Annotated in this window: 31 protein-coding genes, 1 pseudogene and 1 riboswitch; of the genes and pseudogenes, 21 read left to right on the top strand and 11 right to left on the bottom strand. The window is 27.4% G+C overall.

Going from position 1 to position 26106, the window contains the following annotated elements; translation table 4 throughout:
* Positions 1-427: 427 nt before the first annotated feature.
* Positions 428-1828, bottom strand: a complete 1401-nt coding sequence (locus ACQH23_RS09320) for a BMP family ABC transporter substrate-binding protein (protein ID WP_425378129.1) — start codon at positions 1826-1828, stop codon at positions 428-430.
* An 86-nt stretch (positions 1829-1914) separates the two neighbouring features.
* Positions 1915-2014: riboswitch (purine riboswitch) on the bottom strand.
* Positions 2015-2319: 305 nt separating this feature from the next.
* On the opposite strand from ACQH23_RS09320, the gene ACQH23_RS09315 reads away from it, so the two are divergent.
* Positions 2320-2460, top strand: coding sequence for a hypothetical protein (locus ACQH23_RS09315; RefSeq protein ID WP_425378075.1), 141 nt, complete (start codon positions 2320-2322; stop codon positions 2458-2460).
* Between the two features lie 296 nt (positions 2461-2756).
* On the top strand, positions 2757-3440 hold the full coding sequence (locus ACQH23_RS09310) for an IS3 family transposase (protein WP_425378128.1): 684 nt from the start codon (positions 2757-2759) through the stop codon (positions 3438-3440).
* 118 nt (positions 3441-3558) lie between these two features.
* On the opposite strand, the gene ACQH23_RS09305 is transcribed toward ACQH23_RS09310, so the two are convergent.
* The 3 genes and pseudogenes from ACQH23_RS09305 to ACQH23_RS09295 form a co-directional block, all read right to left on the bottom strand.
* Positions 3559-4893, bottom strand: a complete 1335-nt coding sequence (locus tag ACQH23_RS09305) for a DEAD/DEAH box helicase (RefSeq protein ID WP_425378127.1) — start codon at positions 4891-4893, stop codon at positions 3559-3561.
* A 573-nt stretch (positions 4894-5466) separates the two neighbouring features.
* Complete coding sequence (locus tag ACQH23_RS09300) at positions 5467-6390, bottom strand: hypothetical protein (RefSeq protein ID WP_425378126.1); 924 nt, start codon at positions 6388-6390, stop codon at positions 5467-5469.
* A gap of 302 nt (positions 6391-6692) precedes the next feature.
* Positions 6693-7028 (bottom strand): annotated as a pseudogene (locus tag ACQH23_RS09295) (IS3 family transposase); the annotation flags it as partial.
* Positions 7029-7404: 376 nt separating this feature from the next.
* On the opposite strand from ACQH23_RS09295, the gene ACQH23_RS09290 reads away from it, so the two are divergent.
* Positions 7405-8355, top strand: a complete 951-nt coding sequence (locus ACQH23_RS09290; protein ID WP_425377913.1) for an IS30 family transposase — start codon at positions 7405-7407, stop codon at positions 8353-8355.
* A 327-nt stretch (positions 8356-8682) separates the two neighbouring features.
* On the opposite strand, the gene ACQH23_RS09285 is transcribed toward ACQH23_RS09290, so the two are convergent.
* The 3 genes from ACQH23_RS09285 to ACQH23_RS09275 are packed head-to-tail and all read right to left on the bottom strand — an operon-like array spanning position 8683 to position 9784.
* Complete coding sequence (locus ACQH23_RS09285) at positions 8683-9003, bottom strand: hypothetical protein (protein WP_425378125.1); 321 nt, start codon at positions 9001-9003, stop codon at positions 8683-8685.
* Positions 8918-9466 carry a hypothetical protein gene (locus ACQH23_RS09280; RefSeq protein ID WP_425378124.1) on the bottom strand — a complete coding sequence of 183 codons (549 nt, stop codon included), beginning with the start codon at positions 9464-9466 and terminating at the stop codon, positions 8918-8920. Before ACQH23_RS09280 ends, ACQH23_RS09285 begins: the two co-directional genes overlap by 86 nt.
* Before the next feature lie 6 nt (positions 9467-9472).
* Entirely contained in the window at positions 9473-9784 is a 312-nt protein-coding gene (locus tag ACQH23_RS09275; RefSeq protein ID WP_425378123.1) for a hypothetical protein, read from the bottom strand.
* Positions 9785-9988: 204 nt separating this feature from the next.
* Between ACQH23_RS09275 and rpsL the strand changes: the two genes are divergently transcribed.
* The 12 genes from rpsL to ACQH23_RS09215 all read left to right on the top strand — a co-directional run bounded on the left by rpsL (position 9989) and on the right by ACQH23_RS09215 (position 18279).
* Positions 9989-10411, top strand: a complete 423-nt coding sequence (gene rpsL / locus ACQH23_RS09270; RefSeq protein ID WP_425378122.1) for a 30S ribosomal protein S12 — start codon at positions 9989-9991, stop codon at positions 10409-10411.
* 22 nt (positions 10412-10433) lie between these two features.
* Positions 10434-10901, top strand: coding sequence for a 30S ribosomal protein S7 (gene rpsG, locus ACQH23_RS09265; protein ID WP_425378121.1), 468 nt, complete (start codon positions 10434-10436; stop codon positions 10899-10901).
* Between the two features lie 21 nt (positions 10902-10922).
* The gene (gene fusA / locus ACQH23_RS09260) at positions 10923-13001 is read left to right on the top strand and encodes an elongation factor G (RefSeq protein ID WP_425378120.1); all 2079 of its coding nucleotides are present in this window, start codon (positions 10923-10925) and stop codon (positions 12999-13001) included.
* A gap of 117 nt (positions 13002-13118) precedes the next feature.
* Positions 13119-14309, top strand: a complete 1191-nt coding sequence (gene tuf, locus ACQH23_RS09255; RefSeq protein WP_425378119.1) for an elongation factor Tu — start codon at positions 13119-13121, stop codon at positions 14307-14309.
* Between the two features lie 143 nt (positions 14310-14452).
* Positions 14453-15562 (top strand): IS3 family transposase, encoded by a 1110-nt coding sequence (locus tag ACQH23_RS09250; protein WP_425378118.1) that lies wholly within the window; start codon positions 14453-14455, stop codon positions 15560-15562.
* Positions 15563-15648: 86 nt separating this feature from the next.
* Positions 15649-15795: a hypothetical protein gene (locus tag ACQH23_RS09245; protein WP_425378117.1), complete on the top strand. Its 147-nt coding sequence runs from the start codon at positions 15649-15651 to the stop codon at positions 15793-15795.
* A 405-nt stretch (positions 15796-16200) separates the two neighbouring features.
* Positions 16201-16440: a hypothetical protein gene (locus ACQH23_RS09240; protein ID WP_425378116.1), complete on the top strand. Its 240-nt coding sequence runs from the start codon at positions 16201-16203 to the stop codon at positions 16438-16440.
* A gap of 506 nt (positions 16441-16946) precedes the next feature.
* On the top strand, positions 16947-17264 hold the full coding sequence (locus ACQH23_RS09235; RefSeq protein WP_425378115.1) for a hypothetical protein: 318 nt from the start codon (positions 16947-16949) through the stop codon (positions 17262-17264).
* 9 nt (positions 17265-17273) lie between these two features.
* Positions 17274-17441: a hypothetical protein gene (locus ACQH23_RS09230; RefSeq protein ID WP_425378114.1), complete on the top strand. Its 168-nt coding sequence runs from the start codon at positions 17274-17276 to the stop codon at positions 17439-17441.
* Between the two features lie 13 nt (positions 17442-17454).
* Positions 17455-17745, top strand: coding sequence for a hypothetical protein (locus tag ACQH23_RS09225; protein ID WP_425378113.1), 291 nt, complete (start codon positions 17455-17457; stop codon positions 17743-17745).
* The gene (locus tag ACQH23_RS09220) at positions 17738-17884 is read left to right on the top strand and encodes a hypothetical protein (protein ID WP_425378112.1); all 147 of its coding nucleotides are present in this window, start codon (positions 17738-17740) and stop codon (positions 17882-17884) included. The genes ACQH23_RS09225 and ACQH23_RS09220 overlap by 8 nt, the downstream gene beginning before the upstream one ends.
* A gap of 2 nt (positions 17885-17886) precedes the next feature.
* On the top strand, positions 17887-18279 hold the full coding sequence (locus ACQH23_RS09215) for a hypothetical protein (RefSeq protein WP_425378111.1): 393 nt from the start codon (positions 17887-17889) through the stop codon (positions 18277-18279).
* Between the two features lie 9 nt (positions 18280-18288).
* Here ACQH23_RS09215 and ACQH23_RS09210 read toward each other — a convergent pair whose 3' ends face one another.
* Both ACQH23_RS09210 and ACQH23_RS09205 read right to left on the bottom strand, forming a co-directional pair.
* Complete coding sequence (locus ACQH23_RS09210; RefSeq protein WP_425378110.1) at positions 18289-18885, bottom strand: DDE-type integrase/transposase/recombinase; 597 nt, start codon at positions 18883-18885, stop codon at positions 18289-18291.
* A 167-nt stretch (positions 18886-19052) separates the two neighbouring features.
* Positions 19053-20012 carry a transposase gene (locus tag ACQH23_RS09205; RefSeq protein ID WP_425378109.1) on the bottom strand — a complete coding sequence of 320 codons (960 nt, stop codon included), beginning with the start codon at positions 20010-20012 and terminating at the stop codon, positions 19053-19055.
* 335 nt (positions 20013-20347) lie between these two features.
* On the opposite strand from ACQH23_RS09205, the gene rplI reads away from it, so the two are divergent.
* From rplI to ACQH23_RS09180, 5 genes are all read left to right on the top strand, one after another.
* Positions 20348-20797 (top strand): 50S ribosomal protein L9, encoded by a 450-nt coding sequence (gene rplI / locus ACQH23_RS09200; RefSeq protein ID WP_425378108.1) that lies wholly within the window; start codon positions 20348-20350, stop codon positions 20795-20797.
* Between the two features lie 3 nt (positions 20798-20800).
* Entirely contained in the window at positions 20801-22186 is a 1386-nt protein-coding gene (gene dnaB / locus ACQH23_RS09195; RefSeq protein WP_425378107.1) for a replicative DNA helicase, read from the top strand.
* 203 nt (positions 22187-22389) lie between these two features.
* Entirely contained in the window at positions 22390-22848 is a 459-nt protein-coding gene (locus tag ACQH23_RS09190) for a hypothetical protein (protein WP_425378106.1), read from the top strand.
* 254 nt (positions 22849-23102) lie between these two features.
* A complete protein-coding gene (locus ACQH23_RS09185) occupies positions 23103-23366 on the top strand; it encodes a hypothetical protein (protein ID WP_425377654.1) in 264 nt (87 codons plus the stop codon).
* Between the two features lie 173 nt (positions 23367-23539).
* The gene (locus ACQH23_RS09180; protein WP_425378105.1) at positions 23540-24223 is read left to right on the top strand and encodes a DDE-type integrase/transposase/recombinase; all 684 of its coding nucleotides are present in this window, start codon (positions 23540-23542) and stop codon (positions 24221-24223) included.
* Between the two features lie 19 nt (positions 24224-24242).
* On the opposite strand, the gene ACQH23_RS09175 is transcribed toward ACQH23_RS09180, so the two are convergent.
* Together ACQH23_RS09175 and ACQH23_RS09170 are read right to left on the bottom strand one after the other, a co-directional pair.
* Entirely contained in the window at positions 24243-24416 is a 174-nt protein-coding gene (locus tag ACQH23_RS09175) for a hypothetical protein (RefSeq protein WP_425378104.1), read from the bottom strand.
* 27 nt (positions 24417-24443) lie between these two features.
* A complete protein-coding gene (locus tag ACQH23_RS09170; RefSeq protein ID WP_425378103.1) occupies positions 24444-25196 on the bottom strand; it encodes an ISNCY family transposase in 753 nt (250 codons plus the stop codon).
* Between the two features lie 179 nt (positions 25197-25375).
* On the opposite strand from ACQH23_RS09170, the gene rpsT reads away from it, so the two are divergent.
* The gene (gene rpsT / locus ACQH23_RS09165; protein ID WP_425378102.1) at positions 25376-25627 is read left to right on the top strand and encodes a 30S ribosomal protein S20; all 252 of its coding nucleotides are present in this window, start codon (positions 25376-25378) and stop codon (positions 25625-25627) included.
* Positions 25628-26106: the final 479 nt, after the last annotated feature.

The following is a 26106-nucleotide window of genomic DNA, read 5'->3' as shown; positions in this document are numbered from 1 at the left end:
TTTTTTGCAATTTTATTTACTTGCACTTACAAGTATAATTCAGCAAACTTTAAAATAATCATTTTTAAAAATTTTAATTGCTTTTTAAGCATAAATAATAAGGTATCGCAAGAAGTTTATTATTGAATAAATTATTCCGCTAATAAATTAAGCGGAATAATTTATTCTTTTACTTTTTAATTTCAATATCATTTGCAATCTTATTGACAGTATTAATAACAATATCTTTACCATACTTTTTAACTAACAACCACAAAATTAAATATTGCTTTGTTTGCATAATTTCAACTCCTTATTTAAAATATTAATAAAATCAATTTTTTAAAAATGTAAACACCAAAAGTACAAAATGTATGTGGTTTCTACAATTCAGGTCTATATAAACTTATTGGATTTATATCAATTTAGTTTGTTACTAACAAATATCTTATAATATTTTTTCAATCGCTGTTAATAAATATTCTTTTAATGTTGTTTGTGTCTCGTAAGTATTTTGTAAAGTATTAGCAAAATTATGTGCGGCAATTGCCCCATGGTTATCAATCCCCGTTTTATAAGCTCGTTGTAATATTTGAATAATTTGATCAAATAAAGTATTTTTGCTTTTATCTTCAATAGTATTATGTAAAAAATCAACTAAGTCTTGTTTAACCCATTTAGTTGTTTCAATCCCTGTTCATGATGGGTGATTAAGGGAAGTTTGATCAGTATTAATTCAACAATTATTGGTTTGATATGTCAAATCTCACATTTCATTTCGAGCATCATAACCACATTCTTGCGAATAAATATTTTTTAAAGCATCATAAGTTGAAGTGCCAATTTGTTTTAGAGCACTTGTTACAACATAATTTTCCCCATAAATTTTTGATTGTTCAGTATCAACACCAACAACTTTAGCATTAACTTTATGAACTTTAATTTGATTAATTGTATCTTGCACTTGTGCCCCAGCAACAGGAAAAATAATACGAGCCCCCCGAGACAATAATTCATCACTAATAATTTTCCCGTCGCCAGCCTGAAATGATTGTGAAAATCATGATTCATTTTGTTTTAAAACTTTTTGAACTTTAGTAACTGGTTGCAAAGTTGTTATTGACGGATTAATATTTTGAACTTGCTCTAATAATTTGCCTTTTAAATTATTTCATTTATTGTTTAATGGTGCATCAATAATCATATTAAATAAATCAACCCCAATTAAAAAACCTCACATATAATTTGAAACAGCAACAGGATTGTCCATTCCACCATAAGTACCTATTTTTAATTGACCATTATATTCTTGCTGATGAGCATTTAAATAAATATTTGTTGCTAAACTAGCAAAAAAACCAGAAGCTTCAGATTGATAAGTAATTCCAATAATGTTTTTTGCTAAAGGAGCTTTTTGATACATATTAAGATGGATATTTTTCCTACTACCATCAATATAAATAATATTATCAACTAAAACTGAAGCTCACCCCAAAGTGTTACCATGATTAAAGCCTGGTAAAACTAAGGTCTTGGCCCCCGCAATTGAAGAAGTAATATAAGCACGTTTATAATCACCAGGTGTTTGACTAACTGATTCAAAATAACTTGCTCGTCAATCTGAAGTTTTTCATTGTAATCCTAAAATCCCGTTATTTTTTTGGGCAACAACATATTTACTTGCCCCTTGTCATGCCGATTGATTAAAAGCAAGGTCAGTAATAGTCCCACCATCAGTAATAACTCAAATACTACTATCAAAATAATATTTTTTTGTACAAGCAATAAGACTACTAGCTGAAGTCCCCGCAATATTTATAATCATTAAACTTTGTAAAATTCTTTTCATTAAATTTGCTCCTTTTTAACTTAATGTTCCTAAAAACAAAAAAATCAACCTGGTATCTTCAATTAAAATGAATGGTTAATGTTTAAAAAGCAAAAGCATTAATCTATAGTGTCTTTTTCCAATGGTAAGACGTAGAAACACTAGACCATATTACTAGTATATACAACTATATCATTTATTTTTATACTTACATCATAATCTATTTTTTAGAAAAAGCAAATAAAATAAAAAAAATCTCACCCGTATTTTTTTTAGGATATCCATGAAGTATAAGATAATATAATACAAAGTATGGTCATATTTATAGGGATAAACTTGTGCTGTTTATTATTAATTCCTGAATTGTAAATATATTCTTTAATTTTATCAATAGTTTTCGACAAAATTAAAGATTAATTATTATAAAAAGCGCTATGATTCTAGACTGCACCCAAAAAAGTAAGTAAAGAAAAAAAGTCTTTGCTAAAGTTTTAAAGGAGGTGCATTTTTATATGGCAAGAAAAGGACAAAAATTTAATAAATATACAGCAGATTTTCGAAAAAGGATAGGACAAGAGGTTAAAAATAATAGTATAAGTTTTATTGCAAAAAAATATGCAATTAATAAAAAAACTGTTGCTTCATGGTATTAAAATTTTAAGAAAGGGATTTTAAACACCAATAAAGGTCCAAAAGAATCATTTGAAAAAAGAGATTTAAACTATTACAAAGTTAGGTATGAATTATTAAAAAAGCTTCATGACTTTTACAATTAAATAAGATAAAAATTGTATTTTTTATCAAAGAAAACATTAATAAATATCCACTAAATTTATTACTTGATATAACAGATTTAAAGCGTAGTTATTGAGATAAATATAAAAATTATTCAAGTAATGGTAAGGATAGTGAACCATTAAAGAATATTGTAAAAGTCTATGAAGAAAATTTGAAACAATTTGGTTATCGTCGAATTACCAAATATTTAAAAGAAGATTATGGCATTGTTTATAATGCTAAGAAAGTATTACGAATTATGAAAGAAAATAATATTCAAGCTGAATATGTAAAGCGTATGCGTAGAAAAATATTAATAAAACAAAATAGAAATAAAAATATAATTAAATATCCTGATTTAGTAAATCGTAATTTTAATGATATTAAAGAAAGATTTTCAATTTTATTTACTGATGTAACTTATTTAATTTGAAATGGTAAAAAACATTATCAATCAACAATAATTGATGGATATACTAAAGAAATTATTGATGTAAAATGATCAAAATTTAATAATAACAAACTTGTAATTGATAATTTAAATGCTGCAATTAATAAAATTAAAAAAATAAAAAAAGAGCTAAATAAAACAATAATTCATTCAGATCACGGATATCAATATACATCTAAAGATTATAATAGTAAATGTTTAGATAACAAAATTATAATTTCAATGGGTAAAAATTATCATTGTGCAGACAACATTATTATTGAAAGTTTTCATTCATTACTTAAAAAAGGAACAATCCATAATAAAAATTATAAATCTCATAATGAATATATTAATGATGTTAAAAAATGAAATAAATGATATTCAAACCAAAAAGAAAAAGATATAATAAATGAAAGTTTGTAAACCTTTTTATTAACACTTACTAAACAGGGTGCAGTCTAATTATACTGAAAAAAAAGCACCATGGTGCTTTTAACAACTTAATTTCTTACAAAGAACATTTTGTAAGAAATTACTTGCCTTAAATTCGGTTAAATGTAAAATTATTTCTCCCAAATTTTTTATTTTTTTCTTTTCAAGTTTTATTACCTTGTGAACTGAAGTCTCTCTTACCATTAGATTGCTTACTTTTATTGCTACGTTGTGAATTATCATATTTAAAATTACTATTCTTTTGTTTAAAACTCGTTTGTTTATGATTAGCATCAAATTTTTTTGTTCCTTGTGGTTTTGGTTTTAAATAATATTCTGAAATATTTAATAATTCAATTCTCTTCTTCTGATATTCACCTAAGTGCTGCATTTCTTTCAATTCATTACAATTTGAAACAATTGAGATTGCTACTCCAGTTGCACCAGCTCGTGCTGTTCGTCCAATACGGTGAATATAACTTTCTCGTTCAGTTGGAATATCATAATTAATAACATAATCGATATTCTCAATATCAATTCCTCGCGCAGCAACATCAGTTGCAACCATTACCGTTGCTTTACCATCACGGAATAAACGCATTGCTTGTGTTCGTTCATAACGACTTTTATCACCATTAATAACACAGCAACTAATACCATTGCTTGTTAACATATCCGCAATTTTATTCGTAAAAGCTTTTGTGTTAGAAAAAATAATACTGCGTTTTGGTTGTAAATGTTGATATAAAGCAATTAAAACATCTTTCTTATGATAATTAATTGCATTAACATATTGTTGTGTTATATTATTTTGTTCAATGCTATTTTTTGTAACAACAATTTCAACTGGATTATTTTGATAAGTATTAGCAATTTCTAATACTTGTTTTGGCATTGTTGCAGAAAACAATAATGTTTGATATTTTTCTGGGGCATTTTCAAACACTTTATCAAGATCATTTTTAAAACCCATTTTTAACATTTCATCAGCTTCATCAAGGACAATTGTTTTAATTTTATCTAAGCGTAATGTCTTACGATTAATATGATCAGCAATTCGCCCTGGTGTTCCAACAATAATATTGCTTTTTCGTAAAGCATAAATTTGGCTTTGGATATGCGAACCACCACAAATTAATGTTGCATTTACTCCTTCTAAATAAGTTGCAAATCTACGTACTTGACCAATAATTTGGGTTGCTAGTTCATGTGTTGGACATAAGATAATTGTTTGTGACCGTTTTAAGTTTGTATCTAAGTTTTGCAAGATTGGTAAAATAAATGCTACCGTTTTACCAGTTCCGGTATGACTTTTACCAATAATATCTTGATTATTTAGGGCAACTGGAATCGCTTTTTCTTGGATTTCAGTTAGATTAGTATAACCCATTTTAGCAATCATTCGCTGTAATGATGGGTATAAATTTAATGTATTAAAATTCATTTAATCTCCTTTTATTTTCATATCATAGTTTAGTTGTTTTTTTAACATTACAGCTGTTGAATTTACATATTTATATTATTTTAGATAACAGAATAAATTAAAGTTTAACAACTTAATAAGTGTATCTCAAAATGACAAAAAAATAAAGTATTTTTATTTTAATTTTGTAGAAAAATCTTGATATTTTAATATTTTAATAAAACCTTGATTTTATTGGGTTTTATTAAAATGGACTTTTTACAAATTTCTATATTTTATAAGGGTTTTTGACTTTATCAAGATTTTTCGACAAAATTAAAATCTTTTTATGCTAAATTCTTAAATGTATATTGTACCTTACATTTTATATAACCTGAGTTGTAAAATTAAATGGGACAGTTAAACAAATAAAAATATTGTGTTAAAATCCAAATTTAAAAAAGGAGAAATAATAGTAGACTGTAGACCCTTTTATTTTATCTTTAGCCATATAAAAATGTTTCTCCTAACTTTATATATTAATAATAATCTAAAAAAATTTTTATTTATATATCTCAGTTAAAAGAAACATTGCAGTATTACTCCATAACATTTTTAAAATCACGGTTCAAATGGTAATTCAAAACCAAACCAACTATTAATTAAATCGTGCACTGCTTCTAAATTAAAATATAATATTACAATAGTTATAATTGCTAAAATTAAAAAGACTAACATCACAATCAATACTATTACTCAAACAGGTAATTTTCGTTTGCTTGTTTCTTCTTCATATTGAAATGGCATTTTAGTGGAATCCATTTTGCTCAAAACATTACTATTGTTATTAAAAACATTCGATGGAGCAAAATCAGGAGCAGAACTAAAACTTGGCGCAGCATTAAAATATGGCGTTGGACCAAAATTTGAAGTTTCTTGTCCAAAATCTGAATTTGATCCAAAAGTATTTCCACCACCAAAATTATCATCAAAATCACCATTAAGTGGTTGTTGTTGCATTAAATCAGGATTCATAAAAGAAAAATGACGACCATTATCTTGCATTTGGTGTTTTCCAGATTCTTGACCAGGAGCATATTGTTGCATTTCTTGTTGTTCTACTTCTGGTCCAACCACTGATGGATAAGTTAACATCCCAGGATATTTTGACATTTGTGGATAACCCATCATCATTGGGAATTGGGGCATCATTGAACACGGAAACATTTGTGGATAACCCATCATCATTGGCATCACAAATGGTTGATAAATAATTGGTTGATAAATTGGTTTATTATGTTGCGGTTTCATTGATGTGCTATTAATTCCTAATTTTTGTGAAATATAAGAAGAATTAAACGCCGGATTAGCTTCAGTTTGAAAATCATTTGTATTATTGGGAACTTTAATCGAGTCAGTTAATGGAGTTACTGCTGGATTTTTGTTTTCAAAATTATTATTTTCGAATTCATTTGAATTGCCAAACGAATTAAAATTATTTTCGTTCCCTCCATTAAAATTTGGTTCATTATTGTTCATGTGATACCTCCATCTAACTCAATATGCCCTCTGTCCAATTTGTTTATAAATTAACTATATCATATATTTGGTTAAAATTAAACTATTTTTTTAATTTTGTCGAAAACTCTTGATATTTTAATAAAACCTTTATTTTATTGGGTTTTTAATAAAATGTATTTATTGCAAATTTCTATATTTTATAAGGTTTTTTGACTTTATCAAGAGTTTTCTACAAAATTAAAGTAATTAACTAAATAATTAATAATTTCAAGATAAATTTTATTTAATGTTTGGATTGGCAACCCTTTTTAGGACACTTTTTATATGGACTGTTGTTTTCTAAATTCAACAGGTGTTAAATAATTTAAACTACCGTTAATTCGAATATTGTTATATCAATGCACAAAGTCAAATAATTTGTATTTTAATTGGGTTAAATTTATAAATTTTTGCCCCTTGATAAATTCCGTTTTAAAACTTTTGTAAGTTGTTTCAGCTACAGCATTATCAGAAGGACAGCCTTTATTGCTTAATGATCGTTTGATGTTAAAAGTATTTAAGATATTATCAATGATTTTATTTTTAAATTCATTACCCCGGTCAGTATGAAATAACGTAATTTGATTTAATGGTCTTGTAATTGAATAAAAGACTTTTTTTCTTTACTTACTTTTTTGGGTGCAGGATTGCTTTGCCAAAGTTGGGGAAAATAAAAAAGAAAGTTTTCAGTATAATTCAGCGTTTGAAAAAAATTAGAAAGAAAACCATCCTATGAATATTATAACTAGAATCCAAGAGTTTTTAAACGAAAATAATAACTCTTTTATTGATTTAATTAATGAAAGAGTTATTATTTTCGTTTAAAAACTCTTGGATTCTAGTTATAATATTCATAGGATGGTTTTCTTTCTAATTTTTTTCAAACGCTGAATTATACTTGTAAGTGCAAGTAAATAAAATTGCAAAAAATCTCATATAAAAGTTTTATGATGCTAAGTTTATTTTAGAAAAAATAAAGCAAGGAGTTTTTATATGGGATATAAACATCTTGGCATAGATGAAAGAATTTATATTGAGAATCAATTGAAGTTTAAAATAAAAATTAGTGAAATAGCTAAAAATATTAATCGAAGTATTAGTACTATTATTCGAGAAGTTAATAGAAATAAAGATAATAATCATTATTTTTCATTAATTGCACAAAATAAAGCAGAAAATAGAAAACAATCACATATTTATTTTCATAAGTTTAAAAATAGAGAATTAGTAAAATATGTACAACAAAAATTATTATTAGGTTGATCACCCGAACAAATTTATGGCAGAATTAAAAATTTTCATAAAGAATGAATTATTAGTTTTAAAACAATTTACAATTGAATTTATTCTGGATTACTTGAAAAAGTTACTAATAAAAATTTAAGAAGAAAAGGTAAGAAACGAAAATATCAAGAAAATCGGGGTAAATTTAATGGTAAATCAATTAAAGAACGAAATGCTAATGTTAATAATCGCGTAACTCTTGGTCATTGAGAAGGTGATACCGTAGTATCATCACGAGGTAAAAGTAAATCATGTTTAATAACTTTAGTTGAAAGAACATCAAGATTTACTTTAGCAATATTAGTTGAAAATAGAACTACTAAAGTTATTAACGAAAATATTAGCCATTATTTATCAATTCTGCCAAATAATCTTGTTAAGACTATAACATTTGATCGTGGTAAAGAATTTGCTAATTGACAACAACTTGAAAAAAATTTAAATGTGAAAATTTATTTTGCTAATGCATATTCACCCTGACAAAGAGGTACTAATGAAAATACTAATGGTTTAATTAGAGAAAAATTTCCTAAAAAATTTAATTTTTCAAATACTACTAAAAATGCAGTTCATAAATTTATATTGTCTTTAAACCAAAGACCAAGAAAAATACTAAATTATCTTTCGCCAATCGAATATTTGGTTAGAAAAATAATTTAGTTGCACTTAACTTTACAATTTGGCAAACTTAATTATACTGAAAACTTTCTTTTTTATTTTCCCCAACTTTGGCAACGCAATCAGTTTTCGACAAAATTAAAGCAAAAATGTAAAAAAATGGTAGAATTAGTAAAGTAAATAGTAAAAAGAATGTCAATATCTAGCAAAAATTTAGCAAAATTATTTAATTGATAATGTTTGTAATGTATATTTATTATTTCAAGGATGATTTGGTTTTGGTTTATATGCTTTATATTTGGGAACTTTGTTTTCAATATTTTTAATAGGAACCGGAATGTATTCTAATAAATTATATATTTGATTGTTTTATTTTAAATATAACGTTTCATCAAATGCTTTAATTACTGTAATTTTTGTTTTTGAATTAAAGACTTTTAACTTTTTATTATTATAAGCCATATATTTTTTATTGTTATAACTAATTGATGAACTATTGTCTGTTTGTCGCGTTGAAGTGATTGATAAAAATAAATTAATTTTGTCATTATTTCTCGCGTCAACAAAGACAGAATTGTTATAATCAATAGGAATGGCAAATTGTTTATTGAATTTGGTTATAAATTCTTTTAAGAATGTATTTGCTTCTTCAATAGTGGTTACTCCTGCGAGAATTAATTCATTTTTCAAGCGATCTTGTAGAGTGCCTCATAAACGTTCAATTCGTCCCTTTGCTTGGGGGAATTGAAGTAGTTATGATTTCGACACCTAATTCATCACAGCATCGGCTGAATTGAGTAAAGGTGTCTTTTTCTTCGGTTTTATCACTACTTTTTTGGTATGTAAAGATTGTTCGTTTATCGGTATAAAATGTCATGGGAATTCCATAATTTCGTAAAATTTGATGTAAAACATTATAATAACCTTGTAATGTTTCTTGATAAGCAAAATATAATCCAACAACCGTATTTGTTGTATCATCAATTGCGCCATGTAAAAATCATTTTGGACCATTTGGTCCTAATCAATGATGTTCACTGGCATCAGCTTGTAATAGTTCGCCGAAACATTTTCGACGTGCTCTTAAAGGGTGGGTTTTATCTTTTTTCTTTATTTTTTGCTTTCGAGGTGTTTTAATTTGATTTAAGGACATTAATTTTTATAAAACTGAATATGAAATGTTTATTCCTTCATTTTCGATTAATTTTTCTTTGAAATGAGTAAAATTAAAGCCAATATATTTAGTTTTATATAAATTTATAATCTTTTCACAAATTTGTGGATTTGTTTTATTGTGAGCTATCCTTCCACGAGAATGGTGAGCAAATGATTGACTATTTTGTGGATCATAAAGTTTTATAAGTTGTTCAATGCGACGAATTGATAAGTGTAAAATATTTGCAGCTCTTTGCTTTGATATTTTATTGTTAATAATTTTTTCAATTGTTTTGTATTTATGTTGTTCTTTCATTGTTAGTTTTCTTTCCATTGTTATCACCATTTTTAATTTTAAATGGTTGCGAAATTTTTGCTAGATAACTATTACGAAATTATCACAAGATAAGGACAAAAATTAAAGGAGAATATTGACTTATTTTGCTGTTTTATGTAATATTATATATGGATTGTATTTTTTGATACACTCGGATATGTGAAGCAGAAAGGAGAGAGTTTAATGCCAACAATTAATCAATTAGTTCGTAAACCACGAAAAGAAAAAGTGTGGAAAACAAAAGCACCCGCTTTAAATCGGGGGTTAAATTCTTTACAAAAAAAACAAACTAATGAAAACGCACCACAAAAAAGAGGGGTATGTACACGGGTAGCAACAATGACACCGAAAAAACCTAACTCAGCGTTACGAAAATATGCTCGTGTTCGTTTAACAAACGGAATGGAAGTAACAGCGTATATTCCTGGTGAAGGACATAACTTACAAGAACATAGTGTTGTCTTAATTCGCGGGGGAAGGATTAAAGACTTACCAGGGGTTCGTTACCATATTATTCGTGGAACATTAGATACCGCTGGAGTTAATAAACGCCAACAAGGACGTTCACTATACGGAACAAAAAGACCAAAAGCTGCAAAAGCTTAAGTAAACAGAAGAGAGGATTACTATGCGTAAACGTCAAGCAGAAAAGAGAGATGTTTTATCAGATCCAATTTATAATTCAAAATTGGTAACTCGTGCGATTAATAAAATTATGATCAACGGAAAAAGAGGAGTTGCACAAACAATTTTATATGGTGCATTTGATATTGTTAAAGAAAAAACAAAAACTGAACCATTAGAAGTGTTTAACAAAGCAATTGAAAATATTACTCCGCATTTAGAATTAAAAGTTCGTCGAATTGGGGGAGCTAATTATCAAGTCCCAATTGAAGTAAATGATGATCGTAAAGTTACCTTAGGGTTACGTTGATTAATTAATTATGCAAGATTACGAAATGAAAAGAGTATGATTGATCGCTTAGCAAATGAAATTATTGATGCTTCAAACGGAATCGGGGGAGCAGTTAAGAAAAAAGATGATACACACAAAATGGCGGAAGCTAATAAGGCTTTTGCACATTATCGTTGATAAAAAATAGAAAGGAAAAGAGAGATGGCAAGAGAATATTCTTTAGAAAATACGAGGAATATTGGAATTATGGCGCATATTGATGCTGGAAAAACAACAACAACTGAGCGTATTTTATTCCATACTGGTAAAATCCATAAAGTTGGAGAAACACATGATGGAGCTAGCCAAATGGATTGAATGGCCCAAGAACAAGAACGTGGAATTACAATTACTTCTGCGGCAACAACAGCGTTTTGAAAAAATATGCGTTTAAATATTATTGATACTCCAGGACACGTTGATTTTACCGTTGAAGTGGAAAGATCATTACGTGTTTTAGATGGAGCCGTTGCGGTGCTTGATGGACAATCAGGGGTTGAACCACAAACAGAAACAGTTTGACGCCAAGCAACAACTTATGGGGTACCAAGAATCGTTTTTGCTAATAAAATGGATAAAATTGGAGCTGATTTTTTGTATTCAGTAAAAACAATTCATGATCGTTTACAAGCAAATGCTCATCCAGTCCAAATTCCAATTGGAGCGGAAGATCAATTTAGCGGAATTATTGATATTGTTGAACGAAAAGCTTATCGTTATGATGGAACAGCAAACGAAGAAGCACAAGAAATTCCAATTCCAGATGATTTAAAAGATTTAGTTGAAGAATACCGCATGAAATTAATTGAAGCAGCGGTTAACTTTGATGAAGAATTAGTGTTAAAATATTTAGACGGAAATGAAATTACAATTCCAGAAATTAAAAGTGCAATTCGTGCTGCAACATTAACAGGTGATTTCTTCCCCGTTTTTTGTGGAAGTGCTTTTAAAAATAAAGGAGTTAAATTAATGTTGGATGGGGTAATTGATTATTTACCTTCCCCACTTGATATTCCATCAATTAAAGGAGTACTAGAAGACGGAACGGAAGTAGAACGTCATGTTGATGATAGTGAACCATTTTCAGCCTTAGCCTTTAAAATTATGACTGATCCCTTTGTTGGAAAATTAACATTCTTCCGAGTTTACTCAGGAGTATTAAAAAAAGGGAGTTCTGTTTTAAACTCAAAAAAAAATAAATCAGAGAGAATTGGTCGTTTATTAAAAATGCATGCTAATAATCGTGAAGAAATTGAAACAGTGTATGCTGGTGATATTGCTGCAGCCGTTGGTTTAAAATTAACAACAACGGGAGATACTCTTTGTGATGAGAAAAACGAAGTAATCTTAGAATCAATGGTATTTCCAGAACCAGTTATTAACTTAGCATTAGAGCCAAAAACAAAAGCTGACCAAGAAAAAATGAGTTTAGCATTACAAAAATTGGTCGAAGAAGATCCAACATTTCGAACATGAACAGATGAGGAAACAGGTCAAACAATTATTGCTGGAATGGGAGAATTACACTTAGATATTTTAGTTGATCGAATGAAACGTGAATTTAAAGTGGAAACCAATGTTGGAGCACCACAAGTTTCATACCGTGAAAAATTTAAAGATAGTGCTGAAGTGGAAGGAAAATACATTAAACAATCAGGAGGACGTGGTCAATATGGACACGTATGAATTAAATTTGAACCAAATCATGATAAAGGATTTGAATTCGTTGATGCTATTGTTGGTGGAAAAATTCCAAAAGAATTCATCGGTTCTGTCAAAAAAGGATTAGAGGAATCAATGCAAACAGGAAAATTAGCAGGATATCCAATGATTGATATTAAAGCAACTTTATTTGATGGGTCATACCATGATGTCGATTCATCACAAATGGCTTATGAGTTTGCAGCTAGTTTATCATTAAAAGAAGCATCGAAAAAATGTAAACCAGTTATTTTAGAACCAATTATGGCTGTTGAAGTTACTGTCCCCGAAGAATACTATGGGGATGTAATGGGGAACTTATCATCACGTCGTGGTCAAATCGAAGGAAATGATCAACGTGGGAATGCCCAAGTTGTTAAGGCAAAAGTTCCATTATCAGAAATGTTTGGATATGCAACTGATTTACGAAGTTTTACACAAGGGCGTGGAACTTATACAATGTTGTTTTCACATTACCAAGAAACACCAAAATCAATTACTGAAGAAATTATTAAAAAAGCTGGAAAATCAGCCGAATAATTGAATAAAAATGGTTTAATCCACCATTAGGAAAAAAGGATTGCAAAGCAAATAAAATTAATTTAAAATGGTTATGACATTTGTCTATTAATTAAAATATAGGAGGAAAAGATTAAAATGGCAAAACAAAAATTTGATAGAAGTTTACCACACGTTAACGTTGGAACAATTGGACACGTTGACCATGGGAAAACTACTTTAACAGCGGCTATTACAACGGTATTAGCCAAAAAAGGATTCGCAGAAGCCCAAAAATATGATAATATTGATAAAGCTCCTGAAGAAAAAGAACGTGGAATTACAATTAATACTTCACACGTTGAGTATCGTACTGAAAAAAGACACTATGCACACATTGACTGTCCAGGGCATGCCGATTATGTTAAAAACATGATTACTGGTGCTGCTCAAATGGATGGGGCTATTTTAGTTGTTGCAGCAACAGACGGACCAATGCCTCAAACAAGAGAACATATCTTATTATCACGCCAAGTTGGGGTTCCAAAAATGGTTGTGTTCTTAAACAAATGCGACATGATGGATGGCGATACTGAAATAATGGATTTAATCGAAATGGAAGTTAGAGATCTATTAAGCGAATATGGCTTTGATGGAGAAAAAACACCAGTTATTAGAGGATCAGCTTTAAAAGCACTTGAAGGTGATGCAAAATGAGAAAAAGAAATCATGAAATTAATGTCTGCAATTGATGAATGAATTCCAGAACCAGAAAGAGATACAGAAAAACCATTCATGATGCCAGTTGAAGATGTTTTCACAATTACAGGACGTGGAACAGTTGCAACAGGACGTGTTGAACGTGGGGTTGTTAAAGTTAATGAAGAAGTTGAAATTATTGGATTAAAAAGTGAAACTAAAAAAGTTGTTGCAACAGGTTTAGAAATGTTTAGAAAATTATTAGATGACGCTAAAGCTGGCGATAATGTTGGGATATTATTACGAGGAGTAGACCGTAATGATGTTGAACGTGGGCAAGTTATTGCAAAACCAGGTTCAGTTAAACCACATACAGAATTTAAAGCACAAGTTTATGTCTTAACAAAAGAAGAAGGAGGACGTCATACGCCATTCTTCGGAAACTACCGTCCACAATTTTATTTCCGTACTACGGATGTTACTGGGTCAATTAAATTACCAAGTGGTGTTGAAATGGTAATGCCAGGGGATAATGTTGAAATGACAGTTGAATTAATTGCATCAGTTGCGATTGAGGAAGGAACAAAATTCTCAATTCGTGAAGGTGGTCGTACCATCGGAGCTGGAACAGTTGTTTCAATTATCAAATAATAACATTTGGAAAAAATAACTCTTTTTGGAGTTATTTTTTTATTAGTGATAATTAATCTTGTTGGATAGGTTCCAATAAGTTGGACCATATTTATGTGGACTTTCAAATAAAATATAATTATGAAGAAAGTAGGAATATAAAAATGGGAAGAAATTCATACACCGATGAATTTAAAAAACAAATTGTTTTACTTTATCAAAATGGTAAAACCATTCTTGAAATTTTTAAGGAATATGGGGTGTCAAAATCAGTCGTATATCAGTGAATTGAAAAATTAAATAATTCTGGATCTTTTAAAGCAAAAGATAACCGCACTGTTGAAGAAAATGAACTTGATTGCCTTGCGGAAAGAATTAATCCAATTACGAATGGAAAACGACATTTTAAAGCAAGCGGCACTGATAATTGGCAAAAAATAGAAATTATTAACAATGATAAAGAAAAATATTCCGTGCGAAAAATGGGTCAAATATTAAAGATAGCAAAATCAACATATTACTATCAAATTAATAAAAACGCTACGGTTGATGTTAATAATTATGAACAAGAAGTTATCAGCGCATTTAATGATAGTCGCAAAATTTATGGAGCTCGTAAAATTAAAGCTATTTTAACCAGAAAAGATATTATCTTATCGCGAAGAAAAATTCGCCAAATTATGATTAAAAATCAGTTAGTATCTAAATACACCAAATTAAAATATTGTAATCATAAGTCAATGGTTAATAACGACGAAATTAGCAACGTTTTAAACCGTGAATTTAATAATAAACAACCAAATGAAGTTGTTGTTAGTGATTTAACATATGTTCAAGTTGGTGCTAAATGACATTATATTTGTTTATTAATTGACTTGTTTAATCGTGAAATAATTGGCTATAGTGCCGGGACAAACAAAACAGCCCAACTAGGACAAAAAGCCTTTTATTCAATTACAAGACCATTAAATCAAATTACGTTATTTCACACTGACCGGGGTAATGAATTTAAAAATAAAATCATTGATAATATCTTAAATACTTTTAACATCAAACGATCATTAAGCAATAAAGGCTGTCCTTCTGATAATGCTGTGGCTGAAACAACTTACAAAAGTTTTAAAACGGAATTTATCAAGGGGCAAAAATTTATAAATTTAACCCAATTAAAATACAAATTATTTGACTTTGTGCATTGATATAACAATATTCGAATTCACGGTAGTTTAAATTATTTAACACCTGTTGAATTTAGAAAACAACAGTCCATATAAAAAGTGTCCTAAAAAGGGTTTCCAACCCAGCTTTTTATCTTTTTTTCTTATATAATAATAAGTAAGTTCTGAAAGGAGTAATAACAATGGGATATAATCCAACGGTTAATAATGCGGAACTTTCCTCAAAAACTACTTTTTGAGGAAAGTTCTTTGTTTACATTTGATTTATTTTAATTTTCCCAATTTTCTTATTTATTTTAACAAGAAATAATTTAATTAGAAATAAATAAAAAATTACTTTAATTTTGTAGAAAACTCTTGATATTTTAATAAAACATTGATTTTATTGGGTTTTATTAAAATGTAATTTTTACAAATTTCTATAAATGTATCATGTACGATGAACCGGCAAAAAACAACTCTTGTTAAATAAAAAGGGTTGTTTTTTTATTTGTAAACCCATAATTATTAATTAATTCAGAGAAAGGGCAGCATCTTAAATTCTTAAAATAGAAACTTTTTATCGCAACTTTAAGTTAACGAAAAAGTTGTATTACACATTTATTAAATATCTTAGAAATTTTTACAAAGTGTACCTTTTTTTCTCCAATTTTAAGGTGTTGTCCTTTCTCTGTTTTAGTTAATTAATTTGGCTAATAAATAAAAAAACTTAATATTAAAGGAAGGAGTAAGTAATGGAAATTAATACGCAACAAACAATCTGTGATGTTGATAATTGCTATAAAGAAATATCATTAATTACCGAAGAATTTTTATCAAATAAAGTTTTATGAACTTGTGAAAAACATAAAGATTTATTAAATCGTACAAAAGATAAAAAACAAACGCGGTTTTATAAAAAATTAGAAAATTCAAAAATTATCTTTGATTGAGAAACTGGTTCTTTTAAACTTTGATTTTATAAAACAACTTAATGCAGTGTGGGACGGTTATTTTAAATAACTAAGTGCTTCCATAAGAACATGAGTTTAAGCTCATTCCCACAGCCAGCCGAGGCAAGTACTGAAATAGTGTATGAGGAAACATGTAAATCGGCGCTGGTTATATTTAAACTAAGCGATAGTCGTGATAAGTGCAAGGTCAACATCGAACGACAATAAAAATAGATTATAAATAAATTTGCGATAGATATTGTCCCATCGAGGATGGCAGCGGTTCTACAAACCACAACGCCAGCACCAGGCTCTTCAAGGTGCAAGTGAATTTATTTTAAAAACTGAACGTTTTGACTTGAAATAGTGCGGATGAAGAGAGAGAATTCTCTGGCTTTACCTCATAAAAACAACTGTCTATTATCTAATAATAAACAAATATTAAATATATTATCGCCACCGCTCACCCCCAGTGAAGCGGATGGCGTAGTAAATAAATAGATAAATACTTATATAACTAATTCTCGCTTTGGCACTTTCACTTGGGAGTGAGTGCCAGCGAATTAAAAATAGGAGGAAATATAATGGAATATAAAAGTTTGTATATTAATAAAACTTGAAGTGAAATAACAACATCATTTGATTGAGTGAATTGTCAACCTGTTAATTGTCGTATTTCTCATCATAAAAATCATTATGATTTACAGTGTTTAGAATGAGCAAAAATGTACTTAAATTTATGTGAAGATAAATGAGATGTTATTGCTTCTTATATGCAACATTACAAAATTAACGATATTTTAGATTTAGCAACAGATGGTTGAAAAATATTACAAATTGATAAAAAAATCAATCAAATAATTTAGGAGGTTTACATGAAAAAGTTAAATAAAATTTGTCTTAAACAAAGATATTGAGGTTTTTGTTTTCATAAAGAATGCAATAAAGAAAATAAATTGAATGAATTAATGCTTAAAAGTTATTCAGTATCGCAAGAAGATATTACGGATGAACATTGAGCATTAAACAATAAAAATAATTAGGAGGAATAAGAAAATGTCATATTGTATTAGTGATTACTTAAATGAAAAATTAATTAATAATAACGCATTAAAAATTAGTAATAAAGATATTATTTATGCACAAATTGATAGTGACTATGATATGAGTTGAGAATTAAATTTATATCTTAAATTTGGTAATGAAGAGCGACATGTAGGTAATATTTCATTGCCAAAAGATTTTGATTTAAATTTAAAATGATATGAAATTGATGAGGTTAAAGGTTTAATAGATGATTATTTAGAAGATGAAGAAGCAGACTACGAAGTGATAAATTATGAATAATATGTGAAAAGATGAAAGTGGTTATGTTTATAGCGAAGAAGATTTATTTAATATCGCATTAGAAGAATGTTGTTCAGAAGAAAGTGCCTATGAATATATTGATAATTTAATTATGGATATGAATTTGGAGGAAATTTAATTATGGCAGATTTAAAGTTAAATAATCAAATTAAAAATATTACCTATCCATTTTATTTAAAAGGTAATGATTTTAAAGAATTAAGTTTAAAAGCATTACCGATTAAAAATTGAATTGATAATCACGGTAAAGAATTAACAGATTTTATCTATCGTCATCTTAATCATTATGCATTAAATGGTTATCAAGATATACATTTAAAAGATATACCCAGTGCTATTAGTAAAATTGATTTTGTTTTTAGAGAACCATTAGAATTAATAAAAGATTTTAAAGATGAAGTAAATCGAATTAGAGTTAATATTATTAATTTAGAAAAAGTACTTCAAAATAATAAAATTGAAATTAAAAATAGCCTAATACAAGTAGACTGTACCCCGTTTAGTAAGTATTAATAAAAAGGTTTACAAACTTTCATTTATTATATATTTTTCTTTTTGGTTTGAATATCATTTATTTCATTTTTTAACATCATTAATATATTCATTATGAGATTTATAATTTTTATTATGGATTGTTCCTTTTTTAAGTAATGAATGAAAACTTTCAATAATAATGTTGTCTGCACAATGATAATTTTTACCCATTGAAATTATAATTTTGTTATCTAAACATTTACTATTATAATCTTTAGATGTATATTGATATCCGTGATCTGAATGAATTATTGTTTTATTTAGATCTTTTTTTATTTTTTTAATTTTATTAATTGCAGCATTTAAATTATCAATTACAAGTTTGTTATTATTAAATTTTGATCATTTTACATCAATAATTTCTTTAGTATATCCATCAAGTATTGTTGATTGATAATGTTTTTTACCATTTCAAATTAAATAAGTTACATCAGTAAATAAAATTGAAAATCTTTCTTTAATATCATTAAAATTACGATTTACTAAATCAGGATATTTAATTATATTTTTATTTCTATTTTGTTTTATTAATATTTTTCTACGCATACGCTTTACATATTCAGCTTGAATATTATTTTCTTTCATAATTCGTAATACTTTCTTAGCATTATAAACAATGCCATAATCTTCTTTTAAATATTTGGTAATTCTATTTTAATTTTGTAGAAAACTCTTGATAAAGTCAAAAAAATCATCAATATGACAATTTGAAAACGAATTTGATGGAAGATTATTATTGTTCTTTAACTTTTTTAGATGTTAAAATATAATATCGTTGCTTGTTGGTTTGGTGTTAAATCTTTGTGTTGGTATTTTCATTTTCAGAGATTTAAATAATTTTGAATGTTAGTAAAACCTAAACCATGATAATGAATTAAGGCTTCTTTAAGACTTGCTTGTAATTTAATAATTTTATTTAATTTTCGATAACTGGCATCAGGATTTGTCCTAGTTTTAGTGGCATATAAAGTAGAATTTGTTTGTTTTGCTACTAATAAATATAATGGTTGCATATCAGAAATAATAATGGAATTTTTGTTAATTAATTTTGTATTCATATTTTCAATAATTCACTGTTTTTGTAATCGTTTGGTATTAGTGGATTGAACAAAAATATTATTATTAGTATCAACTGCCATTTGAATACAACATTTAGTGTTAGTGGAAAATGGATCAAGATGATTTTTTCGTTTATCAAATTTATCTTTAAAATTACCTTTATGGATTTCTTTAATAAATGTTTCATCGATTTGTATTTGGCCATTTAATTTTTTAAATTTTAATTGAGTATTTTCTAATTGTTTTGATTGCATTAATTTTTGGCGATTATATCAAGCTGTTTTGGGTGTTGTTTTAATAAAACGGGAAATTACTTTACTAGATTGTCCTAGCAATGAAATTTGAATTAATAAATTTAATTGTTCATAATTTAAATGACTTCAATAAGTAAAATGATGACGAAAAGCATCAAAACTAGCTCGACATTTTTTGTATAAATATTTTTGTTTTCCTTCGGGATTATGGCCATTTTTAACACAATGATAAGATTTGCAATTAGGGCATTTAATACCTTTATCTCTAAATTTTTGATCAATTTCATTTAAGCGTTTTTGTTTTTTGATTAATTCTGCTTCTTTTTTAACTTTTTCATAAAATTCTAAAAATTGATCATCTGTTAAACTATTTATTAATTCTGCAAGTATTTTTTCCATCAATTATTTACCTCTCTTTATATTAAAAATATACCTAATTTTAGATATATTTTATAAATATCAAGAGTTTTCGACAAAATTAAAGAAATTCTTTAAAAATATCCATATAAAAACCCATAAGTTAAAAAAGCAAAAGCTAAGATAGCAATTATTACTTTATAATATCAAAAATAATCTTTGTATCAAATTCGATAATTTCAACGTTTCATAATCCCTCCGTGATATATTTACATATTATCATAAAATTCTTTTTTATTTTCCCCAACTTTGGCAACGCAATCAATTATAATTATTTTGCGAAGTTTTTCCGTTATAATTTGTAGTAGGTGATTAGGATGAAAGTTATTTTAGTGAAAGATGTTAAAGATAAAGGCAAAGTCAACGACGTGATTGAAGTTTCTGATGGCTATGCTAAAAATTACTTAATTAAAGAGGGATTTGCCATTCCAACAACTCCGACTAATTTGGCGAAGTTAAATGTCGTGTTATCGCAACAAGCAGCTCAAGCAGCAGCGACAAAAGCAACTTTAGAGGAATTAAAAACTGCCTTAGAACAATTAACATTAAATTTTAAATTAAAAGTACATGATAACAAAACATTTGGAAGCGTTTCTTTAACACAAATTGAAGATCGTTTAGCAAAAGAATTTAATTTAAAAGTTGATAAAAAGAAATTTATTGATAATAATAATTTGACAAGTTTTGGTCTGCATTATTTAAAAATTAAATTAGCTCCAAATATTATCGCAACATTAAAAGTAATGATTGAAAAAAAGGAGAGTTAATTGATGGAAACTTTAAATAAAATAGAAATAAATAAAACTGAGATAAATAAAATTAATGTTATTAATGATGCCGAAAAAAATGTTTTAGCAATTATTGCCCATTCAATTAATGCTGCTGAAGAAGTCTTTTCGATTTTAAACGAAGATGATTTTACTGTGATGAATTATAAAGTGATTTTTAAAGCTTTACAAGAACAATTTTTAGCAAAGGTTGCGATTAATGTTACAACATTGAGTAATTATATGTTAAAAAATAATATTTTAAATAAAATTGGCGGAATTGAATTTTTAACGGATTTATTTCAGTCATATACAACGGATGCTAATTTATCAGAGTATTTAGATATTATTATTACAAATACAACATCACGGCGTTTAAAAGCAGTTGTTAATAAGATTAACCGGTACATTGATGCTCATCAACCAATTGATGAAGTTGTTAGTCAGGCCGAAAAAGAAATTTTAGATGTTAAAAAAGAACGGAAAGGCAATTTATTTAAAACATCTTATGATGAAGTGGACAAAGTGTTACACAAAATTGAATTATTGGAAAATTCCGGGGAAATGTTAACAGGAAGTCCAAGTGGTTTTCGTGATTTAGACCGGATGACTTCGGGATTTCAAAAAGGGGATTTTATTATTTTAGCAGCGCGACCATCAATGGGGAAAACTGCTTTAGCATTAAATTTTGCTGTTAAATCAGCTTCTCAATCAAAGAAAGCTGTTGCAATTTTTTCTGTTGAGATGCCAGCGGAACAATTAATTCAAAGAATGTTAGGGAGTTATTCAACGGTAGATTCGGTTAAAGTTCGAACAGGAAAAGGTTTACAAAGTCGGGATTGAGAAAATATTACCAAGGCGGCAGATTTTTTAAAACAGACAAAGTTATTTATTAATGATACGCCTGGTTTAAAAGTTATTGAGTTGCAATCAAAGTTACGAAAATTATGCCGGGAAAATGAAGTTGGCTTAGTTGTGATTGATTACTTACAATTATTAAGCACCGGAACGCATTTTGGTGATTCACGGCAACAAGAAGTTTCCACAATTTCACGACAACTTAAAGCTTTAGCACGTGAGTTAGAAGTACCAATTATTTGTTTATCACAATTATCACGGTTAGTTGAAAAACGAGAAGATAAAAGACCAATTATGTCTGATTTACGTGATTCAGGGGCAATTGAACAAGATGCCGATATTATTATGTTTTTATTTCGAGAAGAATATTATACTGTCCATGATTCAGATAAGTTAGAATTAGCAGGGCCAGAAACTGAAAAAGCACAATTAATTTTATCAAAGCATCGAAATGGACCAACTGGTAACGTTGAATTATTGTTTGTAAAAAAACATGGATCGTTTGCTGATTTTGGTTTGCAAAATACATAAATTTAAGATAATATACTTCTTGCGATATTAACAAAAATAAAAAAAATTACAAATAAAAAAAATTAAATTAAACTTTAAAATAAGCATTTTTAAAAATTTTAATTGCTTTTTAAGCATAAATAATCAGGTATCGCAAGAAGTCTAATATATTACTCAGTGAAAAGAATAATTATTAAATTAGTGTTTTATAAAAGAGGTTTATAATGCGTAAGTTACTATCAATTTTTACAGCATCAGTGTTATGTTTAACATCAGTATCATCGCTTGTTGCATGTAGTGAAACCCCACAAGGGAATCCAGTTTCTGTTTTTATATATAATGGGAATCAAAAATTTAGTCATGCTCCAACAGCAAATAATAAATCAACAAATGGAATAGACGATGCCACTAAGTCAGGAAAAGATGAAACTGATGTTCCTTTTGATTATAGTTTACAAGGAGGCCAAATGGGCTTAGTTAATAATGTCCTTAATCCTTTTTTACATGGAATAAATTTAACAAAAGATAATAGTGTAACAACTGGGAAAGGGACAAAATGAAGTGATGAACAAGTTGCCGCTGGGTTACAAGGGCAAAAAGATAACTTAATTGCCAAGGCGAAAAGTGATACGACAGATCCTCTTGATAGTAGTAAGAAAATTAAACAAAAAGAAATATTATAAGCTTTTTATAATGATTATTCAACTAGTTATGATTCAACTTATGTGCAAGTAGCCTTACTTGCCAATGAAAATCAAACAATTCAGGATTAAACAAATAAAAATTTAGTGACAACAACTGGAAATCCAGAAAAAACAAATGAAAAAGATTGAGTTAAAGAGTATACTTGACCTACTACTAGTAAATAGACTGCACCCAAAAAAGTAAGTAAAGAAAAAAAGTCTTTGCTAAACTTTTAAAGGAGGTGCATTTTTATATGGCAAGAAAAGGACAAAAATTTAATAAATATACAGCAGATTTTCGAAAAAGGATAGGACAAGAGGTTAAAAATAATAGTATAAGTTTTATTGCAAAAAAATATGCAATTAATAAAAAAACTGTTGCTTCATGGTATGAAAATTTTAAGAAAGGAATTTTAAACACCAATAAAGGTCCAAAAGAATCATTTGAAAAAAGAGATTTAAACTATTACAAAGTTAGGTATGAATTACTAAAAAAGCTTCATGACTTTTACAATTAAATAAAAGAAAAATTGTATTTTTTATCAAAGAAAACATTAATAAATATCCACTAAATTTATTACTTGATGTAACAAATTTAAAGCGTAGTTATTGAGATAAATATAAAAATTATTCAAGTAATGGTAAGGATAGCGAATCATTAAAGAATATTGTAAAAGTCTATGAAGAAAATTTGAAACAATTTGGTTATCGTCGAATTACCAAATATTTAAAAGAAGATTATGGCATTGTTTATAATGCTAAGAAAGTATTACGAATTATGAAAGAAAATAATATTCAAGCTGAATATGTAAAGCGTATGCGTAGAAAAATATTAATAAAACAAAATAGAAATAAAAATATAATTAAATATCCTGATTTAGTAAATCGTAATTTTAATGATATTAAAGAAAGATTTTCAATTTTATTTACTGATGTAACTTATTTAATTTGAAATGGTAAAAAACATTATCAATCAACAATACTTGATGGATATACTAAAGAAATTATTGATGTAAAATGATCAAAATTTAATAATAACAAACTTGTAATTGATAATTTAAATGCTGCAATTAATAAAATTAAAAAAATAAAAAAAGATCTAAATAAAACAATAATTCATTCAGATCACGGATATCAATATACATCTAAAGATTATAATAGTAAATGTTTAGATAACAAAATTATAATTTCAATGGGTAAAAATTATCATTGTGCAGACAACATTATTATTGAAATTTTTCATTCATTACTTAAAAAAGGAACAATCCATAATAAAAATTATAAATCTCATAATGAATATATTAATGATGTTAAAAAATGAAATAAATGATATTCAAACCAAAAAGAAAAAGATATAATAAATAAAAGTTTGTAAACCTTTTTATTAATATTTACTAAACGGGGTGCAGTCTAAAAATTTTGTCATTATTAGGAGAGTCAACAAAGACAGAATTGTTATAATCAATAGGAATGGCAAATTGTTTATTGAATTTGGTTATAAATTCTTTTAAGAATGTATTTGCTTCTTCAATAGTGGTTACTCCTGCGAGAATTAATTCATTTTTCAAGCGATCTTGTAGAGTGCTTCATAAACGTTAAATTCGTCCCTTTGCTTGGGGAATTGAAGTAGTTATGATTTCGACACTTAATTCATCACAGCATCGGCTGAATTGAGTAAAGGTGTCTTTTTCTTCGGTTTTATCACTACTTTTTTGGTATGTAAAGATTGTTCGTTTATCGGTATAAAATGTCATGGGAATTCCATAATTTCGTAAAATTTGATGTAAAACATTATAATAACCTTGTAATGTTTCTTGATAAGCAAAATATAATCCAACAACCGTATTTGTTGTATCATCAATTGCGCCATGTAAAAATCATTTTGGACCATTTGGTCCTAATCAATGATGTTCACTGGCATCAGCTTGTAATAGTTCGCCGAAACATTTTCGACGTTCTCTTAAAGGGTGGGTTTTATCTTTTTTCTTTATTTTTTGCTTTCGAGGTGTTTTAATTTGATTTAAGGACATTAATTTGTATAAAACTGAATATGAAATGTTTATTCCTTCATTTTCGATTAATTTTTCTTTGAAATGAGTAAAATTAAAGCCAATATATTTAGTTTTATATAAATTTATAATCTTTTCACAAATTTGTGGATTTGTTTTATTGTGAGCTATCCTTCCACGAGAATGGTGAGCAAATGATTGACTATTTTGTGGATCATAAAGTTTTATAAGTTGTTCAATGCGACGAATTGATAAGTGTAAAATATTTGCATCTCTTTGCTTTGATATTTTATTGTTAATAATTTTTTCAATTGTTTTGTATTTATGTTGTTCTTTCATTGTTATTTTTCTTTCCAATGTTATCACCATTTTTAATTTTAAATGGTTGCGAAATTTTTGCTAGATAACTATTACGAAATTATCACAAGATAAGGACAAACGGGGTGCATTCTTCTTTACACTATTTTATCTATTTGCTATAATTCCTTTGTGTCTTAAAAGACGAAAGGAGATAAAAAATGGCTAATATTAAATCACAAATTAAAAGAGTTAAAACTAATGCAAAAGCTAATTTAGCAAATAAATCTTTTAAATCATCAGTAAAAACAGCAATTAAAAAAGCTGAAATTGCAATTAACGCTCAAGAAACAAACACACCAGAATTAGTTAATACTGCAATTAGTTTAGTTGACAAAGCAGTTACTAAAAGAATTTATCATGCTAATAAAGCCGCTCGTGTTAAAAGTAAATTAATGCTTAAATCACACTAATTTTAAATCCTTTTCAACAAAGACAATAAGTGTATTAAAAATAAAAAAATTCATAATTAGTTATGAATTTTTTTATTTTTAATATTTAATTTTGTCGAAAACTCTTGATGTTTATAAAATATTGTAGAAACCATATACATTTTGTACTTTTGGTATTTACATTTTTAAAAAATTGATTTTATTAATATTTTAAATAAGGAGTTTAAATTATGCAAAAAAAGCAATATTTAATTTTGCGGTCGTTAGTTAAAGAGTACGGTAAAGATATTGTTATTAATACTGTCAATAAAATTGCAAATGATATTGAAATTAAAAAGTAAAAGAATAAATTATTTCGCGTAATTTATTAGCGGATAATTTATTCAATAATGTTTTTAATGGAGCAAAGCGACAACGAGCGGAGCGAGTTTGCAAATTTCAATTTTTTAATTTATGAAAGGAGTTATATCATGCCAGTGTGTGGTTTCTACAGCGAAGAT

The organism is Spiroplasma endosymbiont of Polydrusus pterygomalis (assembly GCF_964030635.1).
GTDB lineage: Bacteria > Bacillota_I > Bacilli_A > Mycoplasmatales > Mycoplasmataceae > Spiroplasma.
This window is presented reverse-complemented; position numbering and strand designations above follow the sequence as displayed.